The organism is Blastocatellia bacterium (assembly GCA_025054955.1).
Taxonomy (GTDB): Bacteria; Acidobacteriota; Blastocatellia; order HR10; family J050; genus JANWZE01.
Window position 1 is genome coordinate 27,989 of sequence record JANWZE010000055.1, and the last position, 22,409, is coordinate 50,397.

A 22,409-nucleotide genomic window follows, 5' to 3' on the forward strand; every position below is an offset into this window, starting at 1 on the left:
TCGGTCCCGACACTCCGCACCGGGCCAAAGCGGCGTCGCGCCCTGCGGGCTTGCCGCCGCACTCCAAAACGCATGCTCCTTTGAACATAACATTTTCATGCTTCGTGGCGAACGTAAGTTCATGGGCGATTCCTTGAGAATGTGGCATAGGCGTTCCGCCTGTGGTCCATTCTGATTCTTCATGGCATGCCATCGCATAGGGGCGACTCCTCTATAGACCGACAGAGTTTCGGCGCGGTTGAGCCGGAGGCAGCCGGTCGCTATAATCAGGCGGTCGTTTCCATTATAGATCGCGTGGTAGAGGGAGGCGCTGTTTATGAGCGATAAAATTCCGTTGAACAAAGACGACAACTATTCAAGCGAGATCATTGCTGCGCGGCAGCGGTTCATCGAAGAGAAGACCGGCGTGACGTTGCGTCACCTGAAGGCGTATTCGTTCGATCCGAGACTGACGCAAGGCAACATCGAAAATTTCACCGGCGTGGCGCAAGTGCCAATCGGTTTTGCCGGCCCGCTGCGAATCAATGGTGAGTATGCTCAAGGTGATTTCTACATCCCGCTCGCCACTACTGAAGGAACGCTCGTGGCTTCGTACAATCGCGGCATGAAAGTCATTAACCTGAGCGGTGGCGTGACGACGACGGTCGTGGTGGACCAGATGCAGCGAGCGCCTGTCTTCGTCTTCGACTCAGCGCGTGAAGCGCGTGCCTTCTGCACGTGGATTGACGAACATTTTCAGGACATCAAAGAGGTCGCTGAGTCAACAACCCGCGTCGGCAAGCTGAAGAATATCGAGCGTTATCAGGCAAACAAGTTCATTTATCTACGCTTCAACTTCAAAACCGGCGACGCGGCTGGGCAGAACATGGTCGGGCGGGCAACGTGGGCTGCCTGCGTTTATATTGCCGCCTCCAACCCGACTGTGAGGCGATGGTTTCTGGAATCCAATTTTGCGACTGACAAAAAAGCGTCGCAGGTCAACACCATGATGACCCGTGGCAAACGTGTGACGGCTGAAGTCACCATCCCGCGTCAGGTCCTGATTGAGCACCTGCGCACATCGCCGGAGAGCCTGCAATATCATTACCTTGTTTCCAACGTGGCTGGATTTGTATCCGGCGTCAATAACAATGGGCTGCACTCAGCCAATGGCATTACTGCCATGTTCATCGCGACCGGCCAGGATGTCGCCTGCGTGTCAGAGGCGTCAGCCGGCATCCTGTTTGCCGAGATCACGCCGACTGGCGATTTCTACCTGTCAATCACCATTCCATCGTTGATCGTTGGCACGTATGGCGGCGGCACAGCTCTGCCCACGCAGCGCGAGTGCTTGGAAATCCTCGGTTGTTTTGGCAAGGACAAAGTCTATCGGTTCGCCGAGATCGTTGCCGGCGTCGTCTTAGCCGGCGAGATTTCGCTGGGTGCGTCCATCAGCGCGCAAGATTGGGTAACCAGTCATGAACAGTACGGACGGAATCGGTAATGTCGGTGGTCGTTCGTCCAACAATGCCGTTCATTTGATTGGTGAGAATTGAAAATACGATGTGGGTGATCACCGACCGACCCGATCTCCATTGAATGCCGCGATGCCGGATAGGGCGTGCCGCTGCACGATGATGGGGCGCTAGTAACCAATCGCGCGGCCCTCCAGTCGCGCGTCAGACGCTCCTAACCGGATACCCGTCTCAGGCTCAATCATGATGCCGTGCGCGTCGCCGATCAAGCGCGGTCTATCGCGAAACTTGTGTCCCATCCGTTTCATGATCTCCATTGTGTCACGGGACAGACCAAACGGTTCATAAACAATTTCGTCAGGCAGCCATTGATGATGGATGCGCGGCATATCAATGGCCTGCTGAATGTCCATCTTGAACTCGATCACATTGAGGATCGTTTGCAAGACGGTATTGATAATGGTCGGCCCGCCCGGACTGCCTACGGCAAACGCAGGTTGCCCATCTTTCAGCACGATGGTCGGCGTCATCGCTGACAGAGGGCGTTTGCGCGGACCGATGGAGTTGGCCTCGCCTTGAATCAGGCCGAACATGTTTGGCACGCCCGGTTTGCTCGAGAAGTCGTCCATTTCGTTGTTCAGCAAGATGCCGGTGCCACGTGCGACCACACCGCTACCGTAGCTGCCGTTGAGGGTATACGTGTTGGAAACGATATTGCCCGCGGCGTCAATGATTGTGTAGTGCGTTGTTTGTTCAGACTCCTCGGTTGTTGGCTGGCCGTGTTTGATGAGGCGGCTAGGCGTCGCGCGCTTCAGGTTAATTGTGCGTCGGTGTTGTTGCAGGTAAGCTGGCGAAGTCAGCGCAGCGACGGGAATCGGGGAGAAATCAGGATCGCCAAGAAAATGCGCGCGGTCGGCAAACGCTCGTCGCATGACCTCGACGAGCAGGTGCAAATAGGCAGCCGAGTTGTGCCCTAGCGAGGCTACATCGTAAGGTTCGAGCAGGCGCAACATCTGGATGAGCGCGACGCCGCCGGAGCTGGGCGGTGGCGCAGTGATAATCTCGTATCCACGATAGTTCAGGCGAAGTGGTTGGCGTTCGACGACGCGGTAGGATTGCAGGTCTTCGAGCGTGATCAACCCGCCGTTTTGAGCCATGTCTTGGACAATCATCCGCGCTGTTTCGCCGCGGTAAAATTCATCGGGTCCGCGCTCCATCAAGCGTCGCAAGGTGGCCGCCAGTTCAGGTTGGCGTAGGATTTCGCCTTCTTGATAGAAGTTGCCATCACGCAGGAAAATGCGATTGCTATCAGGAAAGCGCGAGAGCGCCTCTCGAGCATCCATCAGAGAACGGCTGAGCAACCGACTGACGGTGAATCCTTCTCGCGCGAGCGTTTCAGCCGGTTGTATCAGCTCTGTCCATGAGCGCGTTCCGTATTTCTCCAGCGCGAACGACAGGCCAGCGACCGTGCCGGGCACCGCTACGGCTTTGTACCCGATGGTCGAAGCTTGAGGAATGACGTTGCCACGTTCGTCTAAATACAGATCGCGATGCGCGCGCAGGGGCGCCATTTCGCGATAATCAATCATCGTGGCTCGTCCATCGGCCAGACGAATCAACATGAATCCACCGCCACCGAGATTGCCGGCTGCCGGATACACAACAGCCAGCGCCAAGCCAACGGCTACGGCGGCATCAATCGCGTTGCCACCGCGTTTGAGAATCTCAGCGCCCACGCGCGAAGCCAGTTCATGAGTGGAGGCGACCATGCCATGCCGCCCGCGCACCGGCCGGCGCGTCGCCGATTCCGCCGGCCATTGTGCCATCAGCAGTAATACAAGAATGAAAAGACCAATCATCTGTTGCGCCCGTTTCATATCAGTCTCCTGCATGCCATGATTCATCAAGTTGATTGACCACCCAGCTCAAACTCTCGGCGAGTGTCGAGGCCTGAGCGATGCTGCCCTGTGCCCACTCTGGCGAGCCACCGCCCCGTCCACCGAAGCGCTCTGTCACTCGCTTGATCCACTCGGCCATGTTGATCTGCATATCGGCTGAGCGGGCGAAAAGCAGCCGTCCGGCGCCGCGATCCACCACACCAAACAGCGCGACCACGTTGCCTCGGTCGCACAGCTTTCGCGCCACCACCGTTGCCTCCTCAAGCGCACGATCATCAAACACCTTGCTCACAAGCCGGCGGCCTGCGCGTGAGTCAGCCGTCTGAAGCAGTGATTCAGCTTCGGCTTCGGCCGCCAGCTCCAGCAATGCGCGGATGCGCCGTCGTTGCTGTTTGTTTTCGTCAAGTAGCCGCGCGACCTGCTCCGGCGCCTGCTCGCGCCCAACCGTGAGCATCTGGGCAATGGCTTTCGCCGCCCCATTGGCTGCGCGGTAATCACGCAACGCGCGCGCCCCGCACACGAACTCAACGCGACACATCTTCTTGACGCGCTCCCAGCCGCGAATCGCCACCAGGCCGATTTCACCAGTCTGCTCCACATGTGTCCCACAACAGGGTGAAAAATCAAAATCGCTGAATTCAATGATCCGCACCATGTCGCCCTTGTATGTATCTCGACGAATCGGAAACCGGCTCAGTTCTGTTGATCGCACATGGTGAATTTTGGTCGGCCGATTTTCAAAGATGATGCGATTGGCAAGGTCTTCCGCTTGGCGCATCACCGTTTCATCCGGCCGGTCCCACTCCAGATCAATGGTCGAATTCTCTGCGCCAAGATGAAAACTTTTGGTTTCAATGCCACCAATTTTCACGAATGCTTGTGAGAGGATATGCTGACCGCTGTGTTGTTGCATGTGGTCAAATCGTCGCGCCCAATCAATCACGCCGGTGACCGAGTCACCGACGCGGAAATCCATCGCTCCTTCGACGATATGCCAAACGGCGCCGGTTTCTTCCTGCTCAATCACATCCACGACGCGCGCCTGACCAAGCCAGCCCGTGTCATGTGGTTGTCCGCCGCCTGTCGGATAGAATGCTGTTGCATCGAGAATAACGGCGTGCTGGTGCTGTTTCGGCAAGACCTCAACAATCCTGCTAGTAAATTGCTTGAGTCGTGAGTTGGTATGATAGAGTCGTTCTGTCATGGCAGAATCGTTTAGTTGAAGTCATCGGTTTGTCAAGCACGTTGGCCAGGAGGCCCCTGACCAGCGCGTGATGAGGATTCTTGTTAGCATGTTCATAGACACACGTTCTCGGGTTTGCGTGATTGCTTGCGGCCAGCATTGTTAGAGAGTCTTCTCGGTTTGCCCGACCAGTCTGCCGGAGAAATACAACCACAGCAGCACTGCGCTCATGATCGCTACCGCGAACTTGTAATACGGTGAGATGTTCGACGGAGATATAAAACCTTCAATGAGCGCCGCTATGGCCAGCATGGGGATGCAGCCCAAGATCAGTTGAACGGCCATCCGCCCGTTGACAATGAGCGCGTGTTTTCGCGTTAGCGCCTCCGGTATTAGCAATGCTTTGCCGATCAATAAGCCGGCGGCGCCGGCAATAAAAATCGCTGCCAGCTCCAACACGCCATGCGCAGCGACGAAGACCAGAATCGGCGTGAATTTGTGTTTGACACAGAGCGAAATGACCGCGCCAATGCTCAATCCGTTCAATGCGAGTATTGCCACTGTGCCAAGGCCAGCCGTGATGCCCAGCGCGAATGCAAGAAACGTAACCATGATGTTGTTGACCATAATGCCCGACGAGGCGATAGGATTCAGACCGACGATATTCTCCGTCCAGTTTTCGCGTTGGATAACGCGCTCGCGCATGCCCGGCGCGACCAATGAGGAGAACGATTCGTCCATGTAGGACGTCACGAAACTGAGGCTGCCCATGACAAAGAAAATCAGGAACGCGGTCAGCACGTAAGGAAAAAACTGGCGCACCATCGCTGGAAACTGATAGCGATAAAAGTGGACGATATTGTAGAATCGAGCCTTGTCCGTGCGATAGATCAGGCCATGCGCGCGCACCATCAGATGATTCAGATAGAGAGCGACACGTTCATCACGAACGTGTTGGCGAGCCATTGCCAAATCCGTGGCGGCGCGGCGATAGAGCCGGTTCAATTCACGGAATTCATCCGGGGTCAATCGCGCGCGGGTTCGCGTCAATCGCTCGATGTATTGTTCGAGCTTGCGCCAATCATCTTTGCGTAACTGGACGAAGCTGGACATATGCTTGATAACGAGCTGGCCATCGAGACGCCTGAGCATGTCGAGCTCTCTTTTGCGCTCGCCAGCATCGGGAACCGCTTTCTCGCTTGTGCCACCGATCACATTATACAAATCCTGCTGATCTTTGCCATCGCCCTCGCCGTCTATTCGTTTGAAGTCAGCTTGACCTCACTCGGCGCCCAATACGGTGTCAACTGGGTTCTGGCGGGAGCCATCTTGCTGGTGTTTTTGATCGGCGTCGGGTATTTCGTTGCATTCGAGACGCTGTGGAACGGACAAACGCCCGGAAAACGATGGATGCGCCTGCGAGTGGTTCGACAAGACGCGCGTCCCATCGGGTTCTATGAAGCGCTCATTCGCAACCTCATTCGGCTGGTTGACATGATGCCGATGCCCTCTTATTTCATCGGGATTGTTTCGATTTTCTTCAGTCAACACTATCGCCGATTAGGCGATTATGCCGCCGGCACCGTCGTGGTCAAGGAGCGAGCCACCGAAGCGCCGCAGTTTGCTCAATTGTTTGAGGCCGAAGAGAACATCAAATCGCTCGGCAGCGCCGATGCCTCTGCCATGCTGATCCAACCATATCTGCTACGGCTGATCACTTCGGAGGAGATAAGGGCTGTGGATGCCTTCTTGCGGCGCCGCGCCTCACTGGAGCCACAACGGCGGCAGTTCCTAGCTTACCGCATTGCTGCGCCATTGATGATGAAAATGCGAGTGCCCATCCAGTCTGCTCACCACTATGAAGCGTTTCTTGAAACGTTGCATCAACAGTACACAGCGCAAGCCAAGTATCTCTCCAAATGAACCTGGTCCGGATGCAACGGAGAAGGTTCGTTCAGACAGCTTTGCCGATGCCTGACCACTCCATGGGCTTGCTCAAGTTGGGTTGGTGCGCTACTTTACTCATTCCAGCCGACATCACATTAAATTGAGATTTGAAATCGAAGGAGGTGGTGATATGCAAATTAAAACTGTCGGCGTGATCGGCGCTGGGCTGATGGGCTCCGGCATCGCCCAAGTGACGGCCACCGCCGGATACAAGACGATCGTTCGCGAACTCACCGACGAGCTTGTCGAGAAGGGACTCTCACGGATCACGCAATCGCTCACTCAGTTGGTCGAGAAAGGCAAGATGTCAACCGACCAACAACAAGCTATCGAGGCTCGGTTACAGGGCACGACCGATGATGAGCCGCTCGCTGAGTGTGATCTGATCATCGAGGCCATCATCGAGCAGTTGCCCGAGAAGATAAAGACGTTCACGCGGCTTGACCAGCTTTGCCGACCGGAAGCGATCTTTGCCAGCAATACATCCTCGCTCTCTATCACTGAGATGATGGCTGCCCTGCAACCGGCGCGGCAGCCACGCTTTGTTGGTCTGCACTTTTTTAATCCTGTGCCGGTTATGAAGCTTGTGGAAGTGATTCGGACGATCCTGACCGATCCCGATGTTTATCAAACCGCCACAGCGTTTGCTCAAAGCCTGGACAAAGTGGCCGTACAGACGACAGATCGAACCGGCTTCATTGTGAATCGGCTGCTGGTGCCGTACCTGCTCGATGCTGTTCGCGCGTTGGAAGAAGGTGTCGCTAGCATTACCGACTTGGATAACGCCATGAAACTTGGTTGCGGGCATCCCATGGGACCGTTAACACTGCTGGATTTCGTCGGGCTTGATACCACCTATTTTATTGCCAATGTCATGTTCGACGAGTTCAAAGAGAAACGCTTCGCTGCGCCGCCGCTGTTGAAGCGGATGGTGATGGCCGGCTTACATGGACGCAAGACAGGCAAAGGATTCTACGATTATACCGATCCGAAGAATCCAAAGCCGATGCCATTATTGTGATCCCAGATTTCTGAGTTCCAACCCAAGGGGACAAAATAGGGGCATGGTGGGATGGAATAACGATTATTGTGAATCTCAGACTTCTGACTTCCAACCCAAGCACGACACGGGTTGTGTGATTGACCACCGATGGCTGATGGAGGATGTATGACGTTTGACAATCTCTTATATGAAAAGCGCGAAGGTATTGCCTATGTGACCATCAATCGCCCGGAGAAGCTCAACGCCTTGAATGCTGCTGTGATGGAGGAGCTGGACAGAGTGTTTACCAGCATCGCCGAGGATGATGACGTCAAGGTCGTCATTCTGACAGGCGCCGGTGACAAAGCCTTTGTGGCCGGCGCTGACATCAGCGAGCTGGCTGTGCAAACCCCAGTGCAGGGAAAAGACATGGCCGAGTATGGGCAGGAAGTGCTCAACTTCATTGAAGAGCTGGGCAAGCCCGTCATTGCTGCCATCAACGGATTCGCGCTGGGAGGCGGCTGCGAGTTGGCCATGGCCTGCACGCTGCGTATCGCCTCCGAAAACGCCAAATTGGGACAGCCGGAAGTCAAATTAGGCTTGATCCCCGGTTATGGCGGGACACAGCGATTGCCACGGCTAATTGGCAAAGGCCGCGCGCTGGAATGGATTCTCACCGGCGAGATGATGTCAGCGCAGGAAGCCTACCGCATCGGGCTTGTCAATCACGTCACATCCCCGGACGAGCTGATACCAACCGCCGAACGCATTGCCAAACAGATCATGGCGAACGCCCCTCTGGCCATCCGCTTCTGTCTTGAGGCTGTCAATGCGGGATTGGAAATGCCACAAGACGAAGCCATGCGATTCGAGGCAACTCTGTTCGGACTGGTCTGCACAACCGAAGATATGCGCGAAGGCACGAAGGCGTTTCTGGAAAAACGGAAGGCCAATTTCCAGGGAAAATAAACGGTGCCGTTGGAGTTGATTGAAGCTCTGTCCCGTGTGGCTGGTTATTGGTTCTTTGTCAAGATATGATCGCTGAAAACTCATAGCTGATAACCTATGGGCTCCAGACGTAAAGCTCGCGAATCAGCCATGCAGTTGCTGTATCAATACGATTTTGCCAAGCAGCCAATGGAAGAATTGTTCAAATCGTATTGGCAGAATTTGCGTGAGGATGTAGATGAAGACGTGCGTCAGTATGCTACTCGTCTGGCTGTTGGGACGCTGGAGCATCTGGATGAAGTGGATGAACAGATCAGCCGGCATGCCCATCATTGGCGGCTGCCGCGCATGGCGTCAGTTGATCGCAGCATTCTGCGTGTGGCTGTATACGAAATGCTCTATGAGCCAGAAACACCGCGGGTGGTCGTGATTGATGAAGCGATTGAAATCGCGCGCCGCTATTCAACCTATGAAGCGACGCAATTCATCAACGGATTGCTCGATGCCATCCGCCGCCACTTGGAAAGCGATACGCCGCTTCGAGCTCAATGGACCAGGAAGGACGGTTAGCCAAATCCGGCGCGTGATGCGCCACTTCAAATTGCAACTTGCTCAGTGCCGTCGTGGTCAGGATGCCCGGCATGGTGCGCGCCTAATGCGCCACTTCACACAAATTGCAACACCCAGCTTCACGCAGAGCGTTCGTCTGGGCAGTCAGGCGTTGGATTCATCCAATTGCGAATTATTTTCCGGTTCCGGCTGCGACTGGTTGACTGGAAGTGAAAGCCGCACCGCCTTTCGCGCGAATGTGAGAAAACCGGTGTGACTGATCATGCGCTCGAAGGGACGGGTCTTGCCGCGTCGAGCAAGAATGTGACGCAACAGCAGCTCGACCGTTTCGATCATGACGAATCCAGCTTGGTCAAGCGCCTCAACCATGCGCTCGATTTGATTGTAGGTTGGGGAGAGCGAGGCTAACCGTCCGCCACCACGTAACGCGCGCGCAGCAGCCTGGACGCCTTCCCACGGCGCTGGCAGGTCCAGTAGCACCACATCAACATCCTGTTCATCAAATCCCTCGGATACATCTCTGGTTTTGTATTCGACAAGATCGGCAAAGCCAGCCCGCTCCACATTGAGTCGCGCATTTTTCAGAAATCGTTCGTCGCGTTCATACACATACACGCGACCGTGCGGCGCGACGGCGTGAGCCAGCGCCAGCGTGGATGAGCCCGAGCCGGCGCCGCATTCGATCACGCGCATGCCCGGTCCGACGCCCGTCTTGATGAGGATCAGGCCGGCATCTTTCGGGTAGATGATCTGCGTCATCCGCTTGACTTTCATCATACGGTCTTCCAGCGTCGGTTCAAGCAGGAAGTAAGGCGTGCCAAGCGAGCTGAAAATGACGTCTCCGTAGGCTTTGCCGATCATGTCGTTGTGTCGCAACTGCCCGTGATGGGTCGAAAGGGTTTGGTCTGTCGCCACAGCGATCAAGTAGGTTTTTCGGTCAGGGGAGTAGAGCAGGACCCAGGCTCCAGGTTCAATGCGTGTACTCGTCATAACATGGTATTACGGTTGACGCTTGTTAATCGAGTTGACTCGTCACATTCATGCTTGACCAGCAGCACAATGACGCGCCATTATAGACGAAAGTTCACTGAAAAAAAATAATAGCGAATCGGCAAGAGACCACCGAGCATTGTGGCAGCGGCACACCAGCTCCAGAAAACACCGCCGGCAGGTGTATAGCTTAGCTTCGCAGAAGCAGTGGAGCCGTGTATACCATGCCCTTGCTGCGGGCTGTTGATCCAGCGGTGTGCTACTTATCGGGTCATCAAATCACCCTCATCTGCCCGTTGGCGACATGGACAACAGTAGTTCGCTACAACCCACCATTGCTTAATTGAGGTCCTCGAAGCGGTGGGACGTGCCTGTGTACAACGATATGTTGGTCAGAGCGGCTTTCAGTGAAAAGGCAAAAATTTTGTCAGCCGGTTGACAAGAGAACAAAATTTAGTATTATTCTAACTTCAATTTCCAATGAAGTCACAAGGGAAACAGTCAGAGCACAAGGAAACGACTTCCATGCCAGGACTCACACGTCGGCGAGCCGTTATTCTAGAAGTCGTGCAGGCCAGCCATGGACATCTGACGGCGAGCGAGATTTATGAAGCAGCCCGACGAGTGCTGCCCGGCTTGAGCTATGCAACGGTCTACAACTCGCTCCGCTACCTGAAGCAGAAAGGTTATCTGCGTGAGATCACATTCGGGAATGCCGCTAGTCGGTATGATGCTGATACGAAGCGCCATGATCATGCGATCTGTTCGCGCTGTGGCGCGCTCGTAGATTTCGATCTACCTGAGACGCCGGGTTTGATGCGTGCGGCCGCGCGTCGTTCGCGTTTCAAACCGGAGTCCATTCATCTCACATTGATCGGACTGTGTCCTGAGTGCCGTTCGGATTAGCAATTATCTGAAGATCAGATTCGTCGCCTGGAGTTACGCGGCGACAGGATTTATCAATCTCATTATTAAGGAGGAACTATGTCAGCAGCATTTGAAGCACTTGAATCAGCAATGGTCGGGCAACCGGCCCCAGATTTTGAGATGCCTTCAACGAAGAACATCGCAAAGTTGAATGAACCCGTAAGATTGTCCGATTATAGGGGCAAGTGGCTTGTTCTTCTGTTTTATCCATTGGATTTTACCTTCGTATGCCCGACTGAGTTAACGGCATTCAGCGATCGGTACGCTGAGTTTCAAAGTATCGGCGCTGAGGTCTTGGGCATTTCAACCGATTCGGTTTATTCGCACCGCGCCTGGCTTCAGACGCCCCGTGACAAGGGAGGCGTTGAGGGACTTCAATATCCGCTCGCGTCTGATCTGACCAAAGAGGTCGCTCGCAAGTATGGAGTGCTGGTTCCAAACCGGGGTATCGCGCTGCGGGGCTTGTTCGTAATTGATCCGGAGGGCATTTTACGCTACAAGGTTGTTCATGATTTGAACATCGGTCGTTCGGTCGAAGAGACGTTGCGAGTCATTCAAGCGTTACAGACCGGCGGTCTGTGCCCAGCCGAGTGGAGACCTGGCCAAGAAACCTTGAAGGTCTAAACCGCCAACACAACAGGTGAACAGGCTGCCGAATGTCTCGTTCGGCAGCCTGAGGAGATCATTCGTATGCCAATGAGGATTGGAACGCCTATACCGCCGTTGGATGGAGCAACTGAGTGGGTCAATGGCACGGTTGCCGATGCCATCGCGCAGGCTAGTGGTCACATTACGCTGGTGCATTTTTGGTCCATCAGTTGTGGTATTTGCAAAGAACACCTGCCGCGTGTAGCAGAATGGCGAGACCGATACCACGATCAAGGTTTTCGTGTCATTGCCGTTCACATGCCAAGGTATCCGGCGGATACAGATGTCACGGCTGTGCAGCAGGCCATCATCGAGTATGGAATCACGCAGGTGTGTGCGATTGATAATCTGCATAAGCTGCGCGACGCATTTCAAAACGATCAGGGCTTTGTCCCCGCTTATTACCTCTTCGACAGCGAAGGGAAACTCCGAAGCTTTGCCGCAGGTGAGCGTGGCCTGGACCTCGTTGCGGCTGCATTGAATCGGCTGCTGTCGGCGACGCAAAAAGCTGGAACATAACTGACGAAGAAAGTTATATCGCGTTGGGTGAATGAGGCGGCCGCTGATGCAGTGATGCCTCAATGAGCTCGCGCGTTTGCATGGCGCACGGGCGAAGGGCCGCGGGGTGAGACTTACGGCATCATGATTCAATTTACCCGCCGGTCATGGCGCGGCAAAATTGTTGATCAGCCTTTGACGACACCAGAGATATGAAACGAGTGGCTTGGCTGGGGACGGCGCTGAGTGAGCTATTTCAGTGCTGCTCCGATGGAGTTGGCTCAAGTCTTTGGGGATGACGATGCCGCGCATCAGTCGCAGGATAATGCGCTTGCGCCGTTGAACGCGGCGTGGATTGGTGGCTGGATTATATTTGCCACGCGGACTTGGAATGATGGCTGAAAGGAAAGCAGCCTGGTCGGGTGTGAGTGAGGCTGCCGATGTATTGAAGTAATGCCGCGCCGCAGCTTCAGCGCCATACACGCCGTCGCCCCATTCGATCACGTTGAGATAAATTTCCAGAATGCGTCGTTTGCTCAGGATGTTTTCCATCTCCCACGTGATCAACGCTTCGTGTGCCTTGCGTAGCGGCGTTTTGGCGGTGGAGAGAAAAAGGTTTTTTGCCAGTTGTTGTGTGACTGTTGACGCGCCTCGACGAAATTCACCGGCCTCTATGTTTTCGTCTATAGCCTTTTGTATCTCCACCCAGTCGAATCCTTGATGCTCGAAGAAGCGGGAATCTTCTCCGGCCAGCACGGCTCGCACCAGATGCGGCGAGATGCGTTCATAGGGAACCCACGTTTGTCGTCGCACTGGCGTTTGACCGCGGGCGCGCGCTTCATCTTCGCGTTGCCGCATCAGCGCCGTGACGGTTGGATTGTGCGTTTGGTACCACAGGATGCGCAGGACAATCGAGCCGTGGTAGAGCAGGATGGCGACGAGAGCGGTGATGAAAATTCGCTTAACCCATCGGCCCCAGCCGGCGCGGGATGGAGGCGCTGTAGGTTGTGGTGGAGAGACCCGTGTCACGGTGAGCGTTTACTTAATGATTTGAATGATTTGCTTGAATGCCGAGCCGTCGGCAACTTTCAACAACTCAAACAGAGCCATCTCGGTGCTCGTCAAGGTCGCGCCGGCCTGTTTGATTCGCTCAATGCCGAGGGCGCGATTGTCGGCTGTGCGTGATGAGACCGCATCGGTCAGCAGGTGCACTGCGTAGCCAGCGGCCAGCAAATCCAACGCCGTTTGATAAACGCAAACATGGGCCTCGATGCCGGCGAGCAACAATTGATGACGACCGAGCGCGCTGAGAGCTGCATTGAACTCTTCATTGCCCGCGCAACTGAACGTCTTTTTGCGGATTGGCCGGAACTCGTCGAACAGGGCAACCAGCTCTGGCGCTGTCGCGCCGAGTTTTTCCGGGAGCTGTTCAGTCACAAGGATCGGAAGACCTAAAACCTGCGCGCCACGGATCAACTTTTGCAGGTTGTCAAACAGGCGATCACTCTGATACACGAGTCGAGCAAGTTTGCCTTGAACGTCAACAATGATGAGGGCTACATGGTCAACTGTCAGCATAGTGGCCTTACTCCTGCGTCAATGAGAATGAAGCAGTATTGTACACGAAGCCCGACTGGCTTGACAGTCCGTCGTCCGCAGCGACACAATGCCGGCGTATGGCCTGGATCAAAGTCATTCCACCAGACGAAGCCACCGGCACGCTTAAGCAACAGTACGATGCTGCTATCAAGCGAGCAGGCCGCGTGTTCAATGTGGTCAGCGTTCAAAGTCTCAATCCACACGCCTTAGAAGCCTCGATGCGCCTCTATCTGACGTTGATGTTTGGTCCGTCCGGCCTGTCGCGCGCGCAGCGAGAGATGATCGCTGTGGTCGTTTCAAAAACGAACGAGTGTTTCTACTGAGTTGAAGCGCACGGAGAGGATCTCCGTCAGGCGACAGGTGATGATGAATTGGTCCAGCAGATTAAGTCCGACTACCGTCAGGCCAAGCTGGATGCACGCACGCGCGCCTTACTTGATTATGCTGTGGCTGTGACCCGCGATGTGCATCAGGTCAGTCGCGCGACGATTGACGGTTTGCGAGCGCACGGACTGACTGACGAAGAGATACTGGATGCCACGCAAATCATCGGGCTGTTCAACTACTACAATCGTTTGGTTGATGCGCTTGGCGTCGAGCCGGAAGATTTCATGGCTGAGTCAGTGGGACAGTGAGGATTCCGGCGAGCCTGCTAATGCGCCTTCGACATGTCACGCAGTGATGGGCTGGGTAGCCGACGGATGTTTGAGGCTCAACAGAAACGCCACGAACGCGAATCCGGCGGCAGTGATGAACGGCCATTGAAAGCCGATATCGAACATCAGGCCGCCCCAGATCGGGCCGAGCACGCGGGCCAGACTCGATAATGATTGATTGACTCCCAAAATACTGCCTTGTTCGTCAGCGCCTACAGATTGGGACAGTAGGCTTGTGATCGAAGGGGTGCTGACGCCCTGGCCGAATGAGAGAACGACCAGGTCGAGCGCCAGCATCCAGAAGTTCGTGCAATAAGGTAACACGCAAAGTCCAATGGCCGATACCAACGTGCCGGCCTTAATCAGCGTGCGCTCGCCTAGCCTGCTGACCAACGGACGAATGAGGCCGCCTTGCACAATAGCCATCAGCACGCCCATGTAGGCGAAAATGTATCCTGTCTGAGCTTCCGTGTAACCGTAGCGCACTTTGCTGAGCAGCGCGAACGTGGCCTCGACATTGGCCAGCGCGAAGGTAGCGATGAAGAAGAGCATCAGTAGCACGCCGACAATGGGACGAGCGAGCGATTGCTGCATCTTCGACCAGCTTATTTCGCGTCGAGAGACTTGGCCGTGCAATGGGCCTTTGAGTGATTCAGGCAGGATGAAGTAGGTGAGCACCAGGTCTACAAAGCAAATGCCGGCAGCCACCAGTCCAGGCACGCGGTAACCCCATTGACTCAAGAATCCGCCAATAGCCGGGCCGAAGATGAATCCAAGACCGAAGGCAGCGCCGATCAAGCCCATGCCTTTGGCGCGATTCTCCGCAGTTGTACAGTCAGCGATGTAGGCTTGAGCTGTCGGGATGTTGGCGGCGCCGATGCCAGCCAGTGTGCGTGAGAGAAACAACACGGAGAAATTTTGAGCGAAAGCGAAGATCAGATACGAGAGCGTTGATCCAAGCAAGCTCAGCAAGATGATCGGTCGGCGACCGACGCGATCGGACAGACGGCCCCAAATCGGCGCAAAGATGAACTGCATCAGTGAATAGATTGCAACCAGTAGTCCGATCTGCCATTCGCCGGCGTTGAACGGCTCTTGATGGGCAAAGTAGGGCAACAGCGGCAACACGATGCCGAAGCCGAGCAAATCAATGAAGACCGTTAAAAAGATCAACGCAAGGGGTGATTTTTTCATAGTAGTTTTCAGATGGCGCGCAATGATACAACGAGCGTTGTCATTTGTCATTGGCCGCTGGCGCGACAAGTTCGCATTTGCCGGCGAGCTGTGAGCGACCATGTGGCGCTAGAGACGTGCATCAGCAGTGATGTCTGAGGACCACAGACGAAGCGCCTTGCCGATTAGGAGGCGTTGTGTGTGTCGCCGGTAGCGACGCGGAATCGTCCTTATACTCCACGCACGTCACACGCAATGAAAGGACTCACACGGAGACACGGAGAGCAGGGAGAGGCTCAGTTGGCGGTCTTTGTGTTCTTAGTGTCTGCGTGAGGAAATTTTTCACAGGAACCGCTTATATGCTGAGGCACGCCACGAACCACGAAAATGTTGTTTCAAGGGAATCGCCCATGAACTTACGTTCGCCACGAAGCATGAAAATGGCGCACAGGCGGGAATGCCTGTGCTACTTTTTGAGAGGAGCATGCGTTTTGGAGTGCGGCGGCAAGCCTGCAGGCGCGACGCCGCTTTGGCCTGGTGCGTCGTGTCGGGACAGAAAGCGCCGTCGGCGCTTCGCTCTGCCGGCGCACTTAAGATAAAGTCAGGAATCGCCCATGGGCTTACCCTCGCCACGAGGCATGAAAATGGCGCATAGGCAGGAATGCCTGTGCTACTTTTTCAGAAGAGATGGAAATTCTCAGTCACGAATGAGCCCTTGGCTTGCTCGTCCTGCCGCTGCCTCAAAAGCTCACACGGAAACGAGACCCGAGTTCAGCGACCGCATCACAATAGATTTTTCTGTGTTCCTGGTGGCGAGCTGGTGTTGCTGTCGCCTTGTCTTGACACTGATGGCCAATTGGCCTATCAATTGCCTTCATTCTGGAGCCGAACTATGGTTGAGGTAACCAAGAGAAAAAAGTTGATGCTGGTCGGCAATCCCAACGTGGGGAAGTCGGTGATTTTTCGCTGGCTGACCAAGCGTTATGCGATGGTCTCCAATTACCCGGGCACCACGGTGGAAATTGCACGCGGCCAGATGCGGCTGGGCAGCGTTGAGTACGAGGTCATTGACACGCCGGGCATCAACAGCTTGGTGCCGCAATCGGAAGATGAGCGCGTGACCTGCGAAATGCTGCTGCGGGAAAAACCCGACGTCATCGTGCAGGTAGCTGACGCCAAGAATCTGCGGCGAACGTTGCTGGTGACATGGCAGCTCTGTGACTTGGGCGTGCCATTGGTGCTGGTTTTGAATCTGGCCGACGAAGCGCAAGAGCGGGGGATTGAGATTGACGCTCCCGGCCTGGCCGAGCTTTTTCAGATTCCCGTGGTGGAGACGGTCGCCACTTACGGTCATGGCCTCCGTCACCTTCTACAAGCCATTCAGAAGGCCAGCGTCCCGCGCAAGCCGCTTGAGCACGGGCCATGTCTGACAGAGGCTCGAAAGGCATTGGGTGAGCGAGCCGGCCTGCCGCTGGAACTGGCTATCGAGTGGCTGGAAACTGGCGACGCTGGTTTTGCCCGCGAGGTGCAGCGACACTTAGGCTCGACGCGAACGCACTGTTTGCAAGCTGCGCTTCAGTGTCATCAGAGCGTTTGCCATCGCCCGTTATACAAAGAACTCACGCATCGCCGTGAACAGTTTCTGAATCAGGCTGTAACCGCCTTCAAGCGTAACCAGCAACGACCGCTCCCGGAAGAAACGGCTGCCGCCGGCACGCGAATCTGGTTGGCGCTTTTATGTGTTGGGTTGGTCGTGTTGGCTTGGGGGGAAATAGGCGGTCTGTTGGGTGTGCCGACGCCGGAGCGCTTGACCCGAGACTGGTTGCTTACGCCGGCGTCCACGTTCGCCGAAGCGCTGCTATCGGCTCAGCCTCTGCGGTGGATTCACGCGCTGTTATTTGGCATGGCTGGCCAAGGTCCTGCTGGATATGGCCTCGTGCCGGAATTGATTCATCTGTTGTGGCTGGTGGCGCCCGTGGTGGTGCCGGTGGGCGTGTTGATGCGCCGGAGCCGCAGGTTTACCACCACCCTTGGTCTGCTGACCCGGCAGGCCTCCACCGGCATTCCTATTCTGCTCGTTGTGTTGCTTTTGGTCTACGAATTCGTGGGCTATACGGGCGCGCAGACGTTGGTCGGCTTGCTGGAAGATGTAGTCTTCGGAACGTATCTGGTGCCCTGGATGCAAGCGCTGATTCCGCCAGGCTTCTTTTATGACCTGCTGGTTGGGCCCTATGGGCTGATCTCCATGGGGCTGACTTACGCCATCGCCATTGTGCTGCCGGTGGTCGGCACGTTCTTCATCGCGTTTGGACTGTTGGAAGATAGCGGCTACCTGCCCCGGCTGGCAGTTCTGTCGGATCGGTTACTGCGGCTGATGGGAATGAACGGCAAAGCTGTTCTGCCGATGGTGCTTGGCCTGGGCTGCGATACGATGGCCACCATGACGACGCGCATTCTGAATACGCCCAAGGAACGCTTGATCGCCACGCTGCTGCTGGCGTTGGGCGTTCCCTGCTCCGCGCAGTTGGGCGTTATACTGGGCCTAGCAGCAGGGTTCTCGGCGCAGGTGACCTTGATGGTGTTGTTGATTGTTGCTTCCCAACTGGTGCTGGTGGGCTACCTATCAGCTCGGTTGATTCGTGGCTCGCGGGGTGATTTCATCTTCGAGATTCCGCCGATCCGTGTGCCGCTATTGAGGAACGTGATGTTGAAGACGGGGTATCGGCTGAAGTGGTTTTTAGGAGAAGTCGTCCCGCTCTTTCTGTGGGCGACGCTGGCGCTCTTCATCCTGGATCAGGTGAAGCTGGGCACCCAAAGCGGTCTTCAGTGGATGGAGGAGGGGTTGCGGCCGATCGTGGTGGGATGGCTCCACCTTCCAGTGGAAACGGCGCAGACGTTCGTCATGGGCTTTTTGCGCCGTGACTATGGCGCTGCTGGATTGTTTGATCTAGCGCGCGACGGTGGATTGACGGCGCAACAGGCGGTCGTCAGCCTCACAGTCATCACGCTGTTCGTTCCCTGCTTGGCCAATTTCCTAGTCATCATCAAAGAGCAAGGTTGGAAGCGCGCCTTGGCCATCGTCGGATTCATCACCCCGTTCGCGCTGGCTGTGGGCGGCGTCGTCAGTTGGGTATTGCGAACTTTCAAGCTCTTGGCCTCATGAAGGACCAATGGAATCGTCATTGATAAAGCAGAGGAAGGCACAAGTTATGGACATCTCAATGGACGCGGCTGAGATTTTGGAGGCGGTATGGACGCTTCAAGAGCAGGGAGACGCCTCACTGGCGGACGTTCGCCGCATGGCTCATACCGAGGTGACCGATCATCTGCTCCGTCAGGTGGAGCAGGAAGGCCTCATCGCCGTTGATCCGGCGGGTCGCGTCAGCTTAACGGCGAAAGGAGAGGCGCTGGCGGCTTCCATCATTCGCCGGCATCGGTTGGCCGAACGCTTGATGTACGATGTGCTCAACGCGGATGTGGAAGAAACAGAAGATGCCGCTTGCGAGTTCGAGCATCTGATTGCCGAAGGGATCACCAACGCCATTTGCACGCTCTTAGGCCACCCTCGCTACTGTCCCCACCAACGTCCCATTCCTGAAGGCCCTTGTTGTCAGCCGGCGCGCGAGCAGGTCAGCTCGATTGTGGTGCCGTGTGATCACCTGCGGATCGGCGAAGTCGGACGGGTGGCCTACCTCAGCACGCAGGATCACCCTCGGCTCTTGAAATTGACGGCGTTGGGCGTGACGCCCGGCGTGCATCTGAGGCTGTTGCAGAAATGGCCCAGCTACGTCATTCAATGCGACGAGACCGAGATCGCGCTGGAGGAGGCAATCGCCCGCCATATCTACGTGTGGCGGGCGCTGGATGACGAACCGGCTCAGCTTCGCCATCAGGGGATAGAGTGATCCTCTATATCTATAGCAATTTTCAATTGCCTTTGGCCTGGAGGCCCTGCATCTTGCGAGCTAATGTGCACGCTGCAAGCAGGCGCTCCCAGAGTCAACTCATTCGCAAACCGCGCTAAGTCTCGATGTACATCGGTCTCGGCTATGGGTTCTCCATCCGCCGCCGGATAGTCAATCAGTGTCGCCGGAACTGATTGGCGTGCCCTCGTAGCTCACCTCGCAGAAACGTTACTGTATTACGCCGCTCCTGTCAGACACAACCACAATGTCATTACCAATTGGCCTACGAAAGACCACGTTTCACGAAGCAATTGCCCATGTGCTATCGCAAATGTGGTGCAGCTATCATTGCCAACCGCGGTCTAGACGTTTCACGAGGCAATCGCCCATGTGCTATCGCACACCACGAAGGACGAAAATGGAATTCTTTCGTGAACTCCGTGTGTTTCGTGGGTTATCTTCACACGAATCGCCTATGAGCTCCGCGCTCGCCACGAAGGATGAAAACCTGGGAGCACCCGCTCTTGCGGGCTCCGGCGCGCTGGAAGCGTGCACTCCAAGGATAAACTCATTCACAAACCGCTCTAGATATGAAATTCGACCACGTCTTCGTCTTCCAGCACGTGCTCACGATTGACCATTTGTCCTTGAAAGCGTTCGGAGCCCCAGATGCGCGCGTAGCGCAAGTGTGTAGCAAAATCCTTGTGCACCATCCGGGCGGCTTCGATCACTGTGCTACCATGCGGCAGCACGAATGGCGCAGCGCGATCAACCGGTTTTCCCGGCGCTTTCGTGTAGACGCGAATCACATTGAGCGAACGAAAAATGGCTCGTTTGAGCTGTTCCAGATTCAACCCGGTTTGCGTAGACACGGCCAGCAGTGGCAATCGGTCACCGAAGAATTCTCGCAGAATCTCCACGTTGTCGTGCGCTGCTGGCGTCTCCACGTGTGTCGCTACCAGCCAGGTGCGCTTGCCGGGCGTTGCTTCGGGCGCAGTGGCCGGGATCAGGTGAATGTTCAGCTCTTGCAACCAGGAGACAACGCCATCAGTCAATGCCAGAACATCGTCATCGCTTGCATCCACGACGAGCAGCGCCGCGTCAGCTTGACGGATAATGCCGAAGAGCCACGGTTCGGAGAATTCACGGGCGATCGGCGGCAGGTCTACCAATTGAATCTTGATGTTCTCAAACGGCATCATGCCGGGCAACGGGACGCGCGTTGTGAAAGCATAGGGAGCGATCTCCGGCGTCGCATTGGTCAATCGCGCGAGCAACTGCGACTTACCTGAATTAGGTGGCCCGACGAGCACGACCTGCCCGGCTCCTTCGCGCTCGACGTTGTAAAATGTTTTGCGTTTGGCGCCGCCGGTTTTTTTCTGAGCTTCGTTCTTCAGCTTGGAGATGCGGCGTTTGATGTCCGCCTGCATTTTCTCCGTGCCTTTGTGTTTGGGGATAGTCGAGAGCATCTCTTCCAACGCCGCCAGCTTTTCCTGTGGCGTTGTGGCCTGGCGAAATCGTGCCTCAGCCGCCAAATACTCTGGAGACAGATTGGCCGGCATAGTGCTTGCTCAAAGATGCAAACATCTTCGTGACTCGTGATTCAATGCAGGATCACGAGTCACGGCGTTGATACGGCAACGGTCGCACAAACCAGATGAACCATCATGATTCACGGTGTTGATACGGCAACGGTCGCACAAACCAGACGTTGATCAATCCGAGCAGCGAGACAAAGATAACAGTCAAAAACGGGACCAAATAACTGCCTGTGCTTGTGCGCAGGTAGCCGGTCAACGTAATGCCGACAAACGCGCCGATCGTATCAATCAACGTGACGATGCCCAGAATACGGCCTAGTTCTCTAGGGCCGAAGCATTCCGGGACCATCAATTGAATCATGCTGAACGTGCCGCCGTAGCCCGCGCCAAACAACACGGCGAATGCAATGAGCTGTGGGCGACTCGTGACCAGAGAGACGCCGCCAGAGCCCACTTCCAGCAGCAGCAGACTGCCGATGAACAGCAGGATTGTCGTCAAAATCATGACGCTTCGTTTGGTCATTTTGTCGCTCAGCGCGCCGAAACCGAATTTGCCGGCGATGCTGAACATGAAGATGAGACTCAGGTAAAACGAAGCCGCCTCTTGCGAGAGGCCGACATCCTTTTTCAGGTAGATGACCAATTGATTCTGCACGGCGAGAATGGCGAACCAAATGAATGCGGAGCCAAATGCCAAAAACCACAGCACGCTGGTTCGCAGCGCCTGTTGCAATGTGACGCCGGGCAGGGTCACGTGACCGGTCGCCGTGGCCGGCTGATCTTGATCGCTCGGTAAGCGCCCGTCGGGGAATTGCCCAATCTCGCGCGGGTCTTCCTTGATGACAAGGAAGGCCAATGGCACGGCGACCACCCAGACCATCGCGGCGATCAAGCCATAAGCCCAGCGCCAACCCCAGTCAGGGTCTGCGATGATTGGCGCGACCACATTCGGCAAAATCGCTCCGGCTAAGCTTGAGCCGGCGACCAGCAGTCCAATGACCGTCCCACGCCAGATGTGGAACCAGCGCGACAGCAACACCACGCTGATGAGCAATCCGCAGAAAGTCAACGCAGCGGCAAACAACGCATGCAACACGTAGAGGTGCCAGCCGGCTTGCGCCAGTGGATAGAGCGACACCGTGACCGCCAGCAGCACGACACCGACGCGCATCAGGCGTCGCGCGCCGAATCGGTCAATCAATCTGCCGCCGAACGGCGCCAGCAGCCCGGCCAGCATCAACGTAATAGCGCCGCACAGCGACACCGCCGCTTCAGTCATCTGAAATTCCTTGATGAGCGCCGGGTAAAAATTCGGCGGTAGAGCAATCCCGGCTCCATTGGACATGAAATAAATCGCCACTGTGGCAAATGCCAGGTACCACCCATAGAACAAACCTGATGACGCTCTGCTTTGAGCAGCAGCCGATTCAATCGGTTGTTGCACGTGTCCTCCTTACAGGTGAGTTATGTGGAAGTCGCATGATAGAGCA

General features: G+C 55.7%; 20 protein-coding genes and 2 pseudogenes. 13 read left to right on the forward strand and 9 right to left on the reverse strand.

The genetic code is table 11. The features are described from left to right. Positions 1–186 precede the first annotated feature (186 nt). Positions 187–327, forward strand: a complete 141-nt coding sequence (locus tag NZ823_07365; protein MCS6804947.1) for a hypothetical protein — start codon at positions 187–189, stop codon at positions 325–327. A gap of 1 nt (position 328) precedes the next feature. Then, positions 329–1,483, forward strand: a pseudogene (locus NZ823_07370) (hydroxymethylglutaryl-CoA reductase). A 141-nt stretch (positions 1,484–1,624) separates the two neighbouring features. Here NZ823_07370 and ggt read toward each other — a convergent pair. The 3 genes from ggt to NZ823_07385 form a co-directional block, all read right to left on the reverse strand. Next, positions 1,625–3,331, reverse strand: a complete 1,707-nt coding sequence (gene ggt / locus NZ823_07375; protein MCS6804948.1) for a gamma-glutamyltransferase — start codon at positions 3,329–3,331, stop codon at positions 1,625–1,627. A gap of 1 nt (position 3,332) precedes the next feature. Beyond that, the gene (locus NZ823_07380) at positions 3,333–4,556 is read right to left on the reverse strand and encodes an alanine--tRNA ligase-related protein (protein MCS6804949.1); all 1,224 of its coding nucleotides are present in this window, start codon (positions 4,554–4,556) and stop codon (positions 3,333–3,335) included. A 141-nt stretch (positions 4,557–4,697) separates the two neighbouring features. Next, complete coding sequence (locus tag NZ823_07385) at positions 4,698–5,687, reverse strand: stage II sporulation protein M (protein MCS6804950.1); 990 nt, start codon at positions 5,685–5,687, stop codon at positions 4,698–4,700. Here NZ823_07385 and NZ823_07390 point away from each other — a divergent pair. The 4 genes from NZ823_07390 to nusB all read left to right on the forward strand — a co-directional run bounded on the left by NZ823_07390 (position 5,649) and on the right by nusB (position 8,982). Beyond that, positions 5,649–6,458, forward strand: a complete 810-nt coding sequence (locus NZ823_07390; GenBank protein ID MCS6804951.1) for an RDD family protein — start codon at positions 5,649–5,651, stop codon at positions 6,456–6,458. The two genes, NZ823_07385 and NZ823_07390, sit on opposite strands and share 39 nt — an antisense overlap. Before the next feature lie 154 nt (positions 6,459–6,612). Then, a complete protein-coding gene (locus NZ823_07395; protein ID MCS6804952.1) occupies positions 6,613–7,503 on the forward strand; it encodes a 3-hydroxybutyryl-CoA dehydrogenase in 891 nt (296 codons plus the stop codon). A 147-nt stretch (positions 7,504–7,650) separates the two neighbouring features. Next, the gene (locus tag NZ823_07400) at positions 7,651–8,433 is read left to right on the forward strand and encodes an enoyl-CoA hydratase-related protein (GenBank protein ID MCS6804953.1); all 783 of its coding nucleotides are present in this window, start codon (positions 7,651–7,653) and stop codon (positions 8,431–8,433) included. Between the two features lie 96 nt (positions 8,434–8,529). Next, the gene (nusB, locus tag NZ823_07405) at positions 8,530–8,982 is read left to right on the forward strand and encodes a transcription antitermination factor NusB (GenBank protein ID MCS6804954.1); all 453 of its coding nucleotides are present in this window, start codon (positions 8,530–8,532) and stop codon (positions 8,980–8,982) included. Between the two features lie 144 nt (positions 8,983–9,126). On the opposite strand, the gene NZ823_07410 is transcribed toward nusB, so the two are convergent. After that, on the reverse strand, positions 9,127–9,972 hold the full coding sequence (locus NZ823_07410; protein ID MCS6804955.1) for a tRNA (adenine-N1)-methyltransferase: 846 nt from the start codon (positions 9,970–9,972) through the stop codon (positions 9,127–9,129). 525 nt (positions 9,973–10,497) lie between these two features. Here NZ823_07410 and NZ823_07415 point away from each other — a divergent pair. The 3 genes from NZ823_07415 (at position 10,498) to NZ823_07425 (ending at position 12,066) form a co-directional block, all read left to right on the forward strand. Further along, positions 10,498–10,878, forward strand: a complete 381-nt coding sequence (locus NZ823_07415; GenBank protein MCS6804956.1) for a transcriptional repressor — start codon at positions 10,498–10,500, stop codon at positions 10,876–10,878. Positions 10,879–10,956: 78 nt separating this feature from the next. Continuing rightward, positions 10,957–11,523: a peroxiredoxin gene (locus tag NZ823_07420; GenBank protein MCS6804957.1), complete on the forward strand. Its 567-nt coding sequence runs from the start codon at positions 10,957–10,959 to the stop codon at positions 11,521–11,523. Between the two features lie 72 nt (positions 11,524–11,595). Next, the gene (locus tag NZ823_07425; GenBank protein ID MCS6804958.1) at positions 11,596–12,066 is read left to right on the forward strand and encodes a redoxin domain-containing protein; all 471 of its coding nucleotides are present in this window, start codon (positions 11,596–11,598) and stop codon (positions 12,064–12,066) included. 144 nt (positions 12,067–12,210) lie between these two features. Here NZ823_07425 and mtgA read toward each other — a convergent pair whose 3' ends face one another. Together mtgA and NZ823_07435 are read right to left on the reverse strand one after the other, a co-directional pair. Next, complete coding sequence (gene mtgA / locus NZ823_07430; protein MCS6804959.1) at positions 12,211–13,074, reverse strand: monofunctional biosynthetic peptidoglycan transglycosylase; 864 nt, start codon at positions 13,072–13,074, stop codon at positions 12,211–12,213. A gap of 9 nt (positions 13,075–13,083) precedes the next feature. Beyond that, positions 13,084–13,623 carry a hydrolase gene (locus NZ823_07435; protein MCS6804960.1) on the reverse strand — a complete coding sequence of 180 codons (540 nt, stop codon included), beginning with the start codon at positions 13,621–13,623 and terminating at the stop codon, positions 13,084–13,086. 98 nt (positions 13,624–13,721) lie between these two features. On the opposite strand from NZ823_07435, the gene NZ823_07440 reads away from it, so the two are divergent. Together NZ823_07440 and NZ823_07445 are read left to right on the forward strand one after the other, a co-directional pair. Continuing rightward, positions 13,722–13,967 (forward strand): carboxymuconolactone decarboxylase family protein, encoded by a 246-nt coding sequence (locus tag NZ823_07440; GenBank protein ID MCS6804961.1) that lies wholly within the window; start codon positions 13,722–13,724, stop codon positions 13,965–13,967. Between the two features lie 18 nt (positions 13,968–13,985). Further along, positions 13,986–14,279 (forward strand): annotated as a pseudogene (locus NZ823_07445) (carboxymuconolactone decarboxylase family protein). 36 nt (positions 14,280–14,315) lie between these two features. Here the strand turns inward: NZ823_07445 and NZ823_07450 are convergent. Next, positions 14,316–15,545, reverse strand: a complete 1,230-nt coding sequence (locus NZ823_07450; GenBank protein MCS6804962.1) for an MFS transporter — start codon at positions 15,543–15,545, stop codon at positions 14,316–14,318. 820 nt (positions 15,546–16,365) lie between these two features. On the opposite strand from NZ823_07450, the gene NZ823_07455 reads away from it, so the two are divergent. Beyond that, the gene (locus NZ823_07455; GenBank protein MCS6804963.1) at positions 16,366–18,636 is read left to right on the forward strand and encodes a ferrous iron transporter B; all 2,271 of its coding nucleotides are present in this window, start codon (positions 16,366–16,368) and stop codon (positions 18,634–18,636) included. A gap of 46 nt (positions 18,637–18,682) precedes the next feature. Next, positions 18,683–19,378 (forward strand): metal-dependent transcriptional regulator, encoded by a 696-nt coding sequence (locus NZ823_07460; protein MCS6804964.1) that lies wholly within the window; start codon positions 18,683–18,685, stop codon positions 19,376–19,378. Positions 19,379–19,962: 584 nt separating this feature from the next. On the opposite strand, the gene NZ823_07465 is transcribed toward NZ823_07460, so the two are convergent. Next, complete coding sequence (locus NZ823_07465; GenBank protein ID MCS6804965.1) at positions 19,963–20,940, reverse strand: TGS domain-containing protein; 978 nt, start codon at positions 20,938–20,940, stop codon at positions 19,963–19,965. Between the two features lie 103 nt (positions 20,941–21,043). Then, complete coding sequence (locus NZ823_07470) at positions 21,044–22,363, reverse strand: MFS transporter (protein ID MCS6804966.1); 1,320 nt, start codon at positions 22,361–22,363, stop codon at positions 21,044–21,046. Positions 22,364–22,409: the final 46 nt, after the last annotated feature.

Excerpts from the sequence above, each read along its gene's own strand:
- NZ823_07420 (MCS6804957.1), top strand. The coding sequence starts at position 10,957 with ATGTCAGCAGCATTTGAAGCACTTGAATCAGCAATGGTCGGGCAACCG.
- NZ823_07425 (MCS6804958.1), top strand. The coding sequence starts at position 11,596 with ATGAGGATTGGAACGCCTATACCGCCGTTGGATGGAGCAACTGAGTGG.
- NZ823_07465 (MCS6804965.1), bottom strand. The coding sequence starts at position 20,940 with ATGCCGGCCAATCTGTCTCCAGAGTATTTGGCGGCTGAGGCACGATTT.
- NZ823_07455 (MCS6804963.1), top strand. The coding sequence starts at position 16,366 with ATGGTTGAGGTAACCAAGAGAAAAAAGTTGATGCTGGTCGGCAATCCC.
- NZ823_07395 (MCS6804952.1), top strand. The coding sequence starts at position 6,613 with ATGCAAATTAAAACTGTCGGCGTGATCGGCGCTGGGCTGATGGGCTCC.
- nusB (MCS6804954.1), top strand. The coding sequence starts at position 8,530 with ATGGGCTCCAGACGTAAAGCTCGCGAATCAGCCATGCAGTTGCTGTAT.
- NZ823_07410 (MCS6804955.1), bottom strand. The coding sequence starts at position 9,972 with ATGACGAGTACACGCATTGAACCTGGAGCCTGGGTCCTGCTCTACTCC.
- NZ823_07415 (MCS6804956.1), top strand. The coding sequence starts at position 10,498 with ATGCCAGGACTCACACGTCGGCGAGCCGTTATTCTAGAAGTCGTGCAG.
- NZ823_07380 (MCS6804949.1), bottom strand. The coding sequence starts at position 4,556 with ATGACAGAACGACTCTATCATACCAACTCACGACTCAAGCAATTTACT.
- NZ823_07385 (MCS6804950.1), bottom strand. The coding sequence starts at position 5,687 with ATGCTCAGGCGTCTCGATGGCCAGCTCGTTATCAAGCATATGTCCAGC.
- NZ823_07400 (MCS6804953.1), top strand. The coding sequence starts at position 7,651 with ATGACGTTTGACAATCTCTTATATGAAAAGCGCGAAGGTATTGCCTAT.
- NZ823_07460 (MCS6804964.1), top strand. The coding sequence starts at position 18,683 with ATGGACATCTCAATGGACGCGGCTGAGATTTTGGAGGCGGTATGGACG.
- ggt (MCS6804948.1), bottom strand. The coding sequence starts at position 3,331 with ATGAAACGGGCGCAACAGATGATTGGTCTTTTCATTCTTGTATTACTG.
- NZ823_07390 (MCS6804951.1), top strand. The coding sequence starts at position 5,649 with ATGCTTGATAACGAGCTGGCCATCGAGACGCCTGAGCATGTCGAGCTC.
- NZ823_07450 (MCS6804962.1), bottom strand. The coding sequence starts at position 15,545 with ATGACAAATGACAACGCTCGTTGTATCATTGCGCGCCATCTGAAAACT.
- NZ823_07365 (MCS6804947.1), top strand. The coding sequence starts at position 187 with ATGCCATCGCATAGGGGCGACTCCTCTATAGACCGACAGAGTTTCGGC.
- NZ823_07440 (MCS6804961.1), top strand. The coding sequence starts at position 13,722 with ATGGCCTGGATCAAAGTCATTCCACCAGACGAAGCCACCGGCACGCTT.
- NZ823_07435 (MCS6804960.1), bottom strand. The coding sequence starts at position 13,623 with ATGCTGACAGTTGACCATGTAGCCCTCATCATTGTTGACGTTCAAGGC.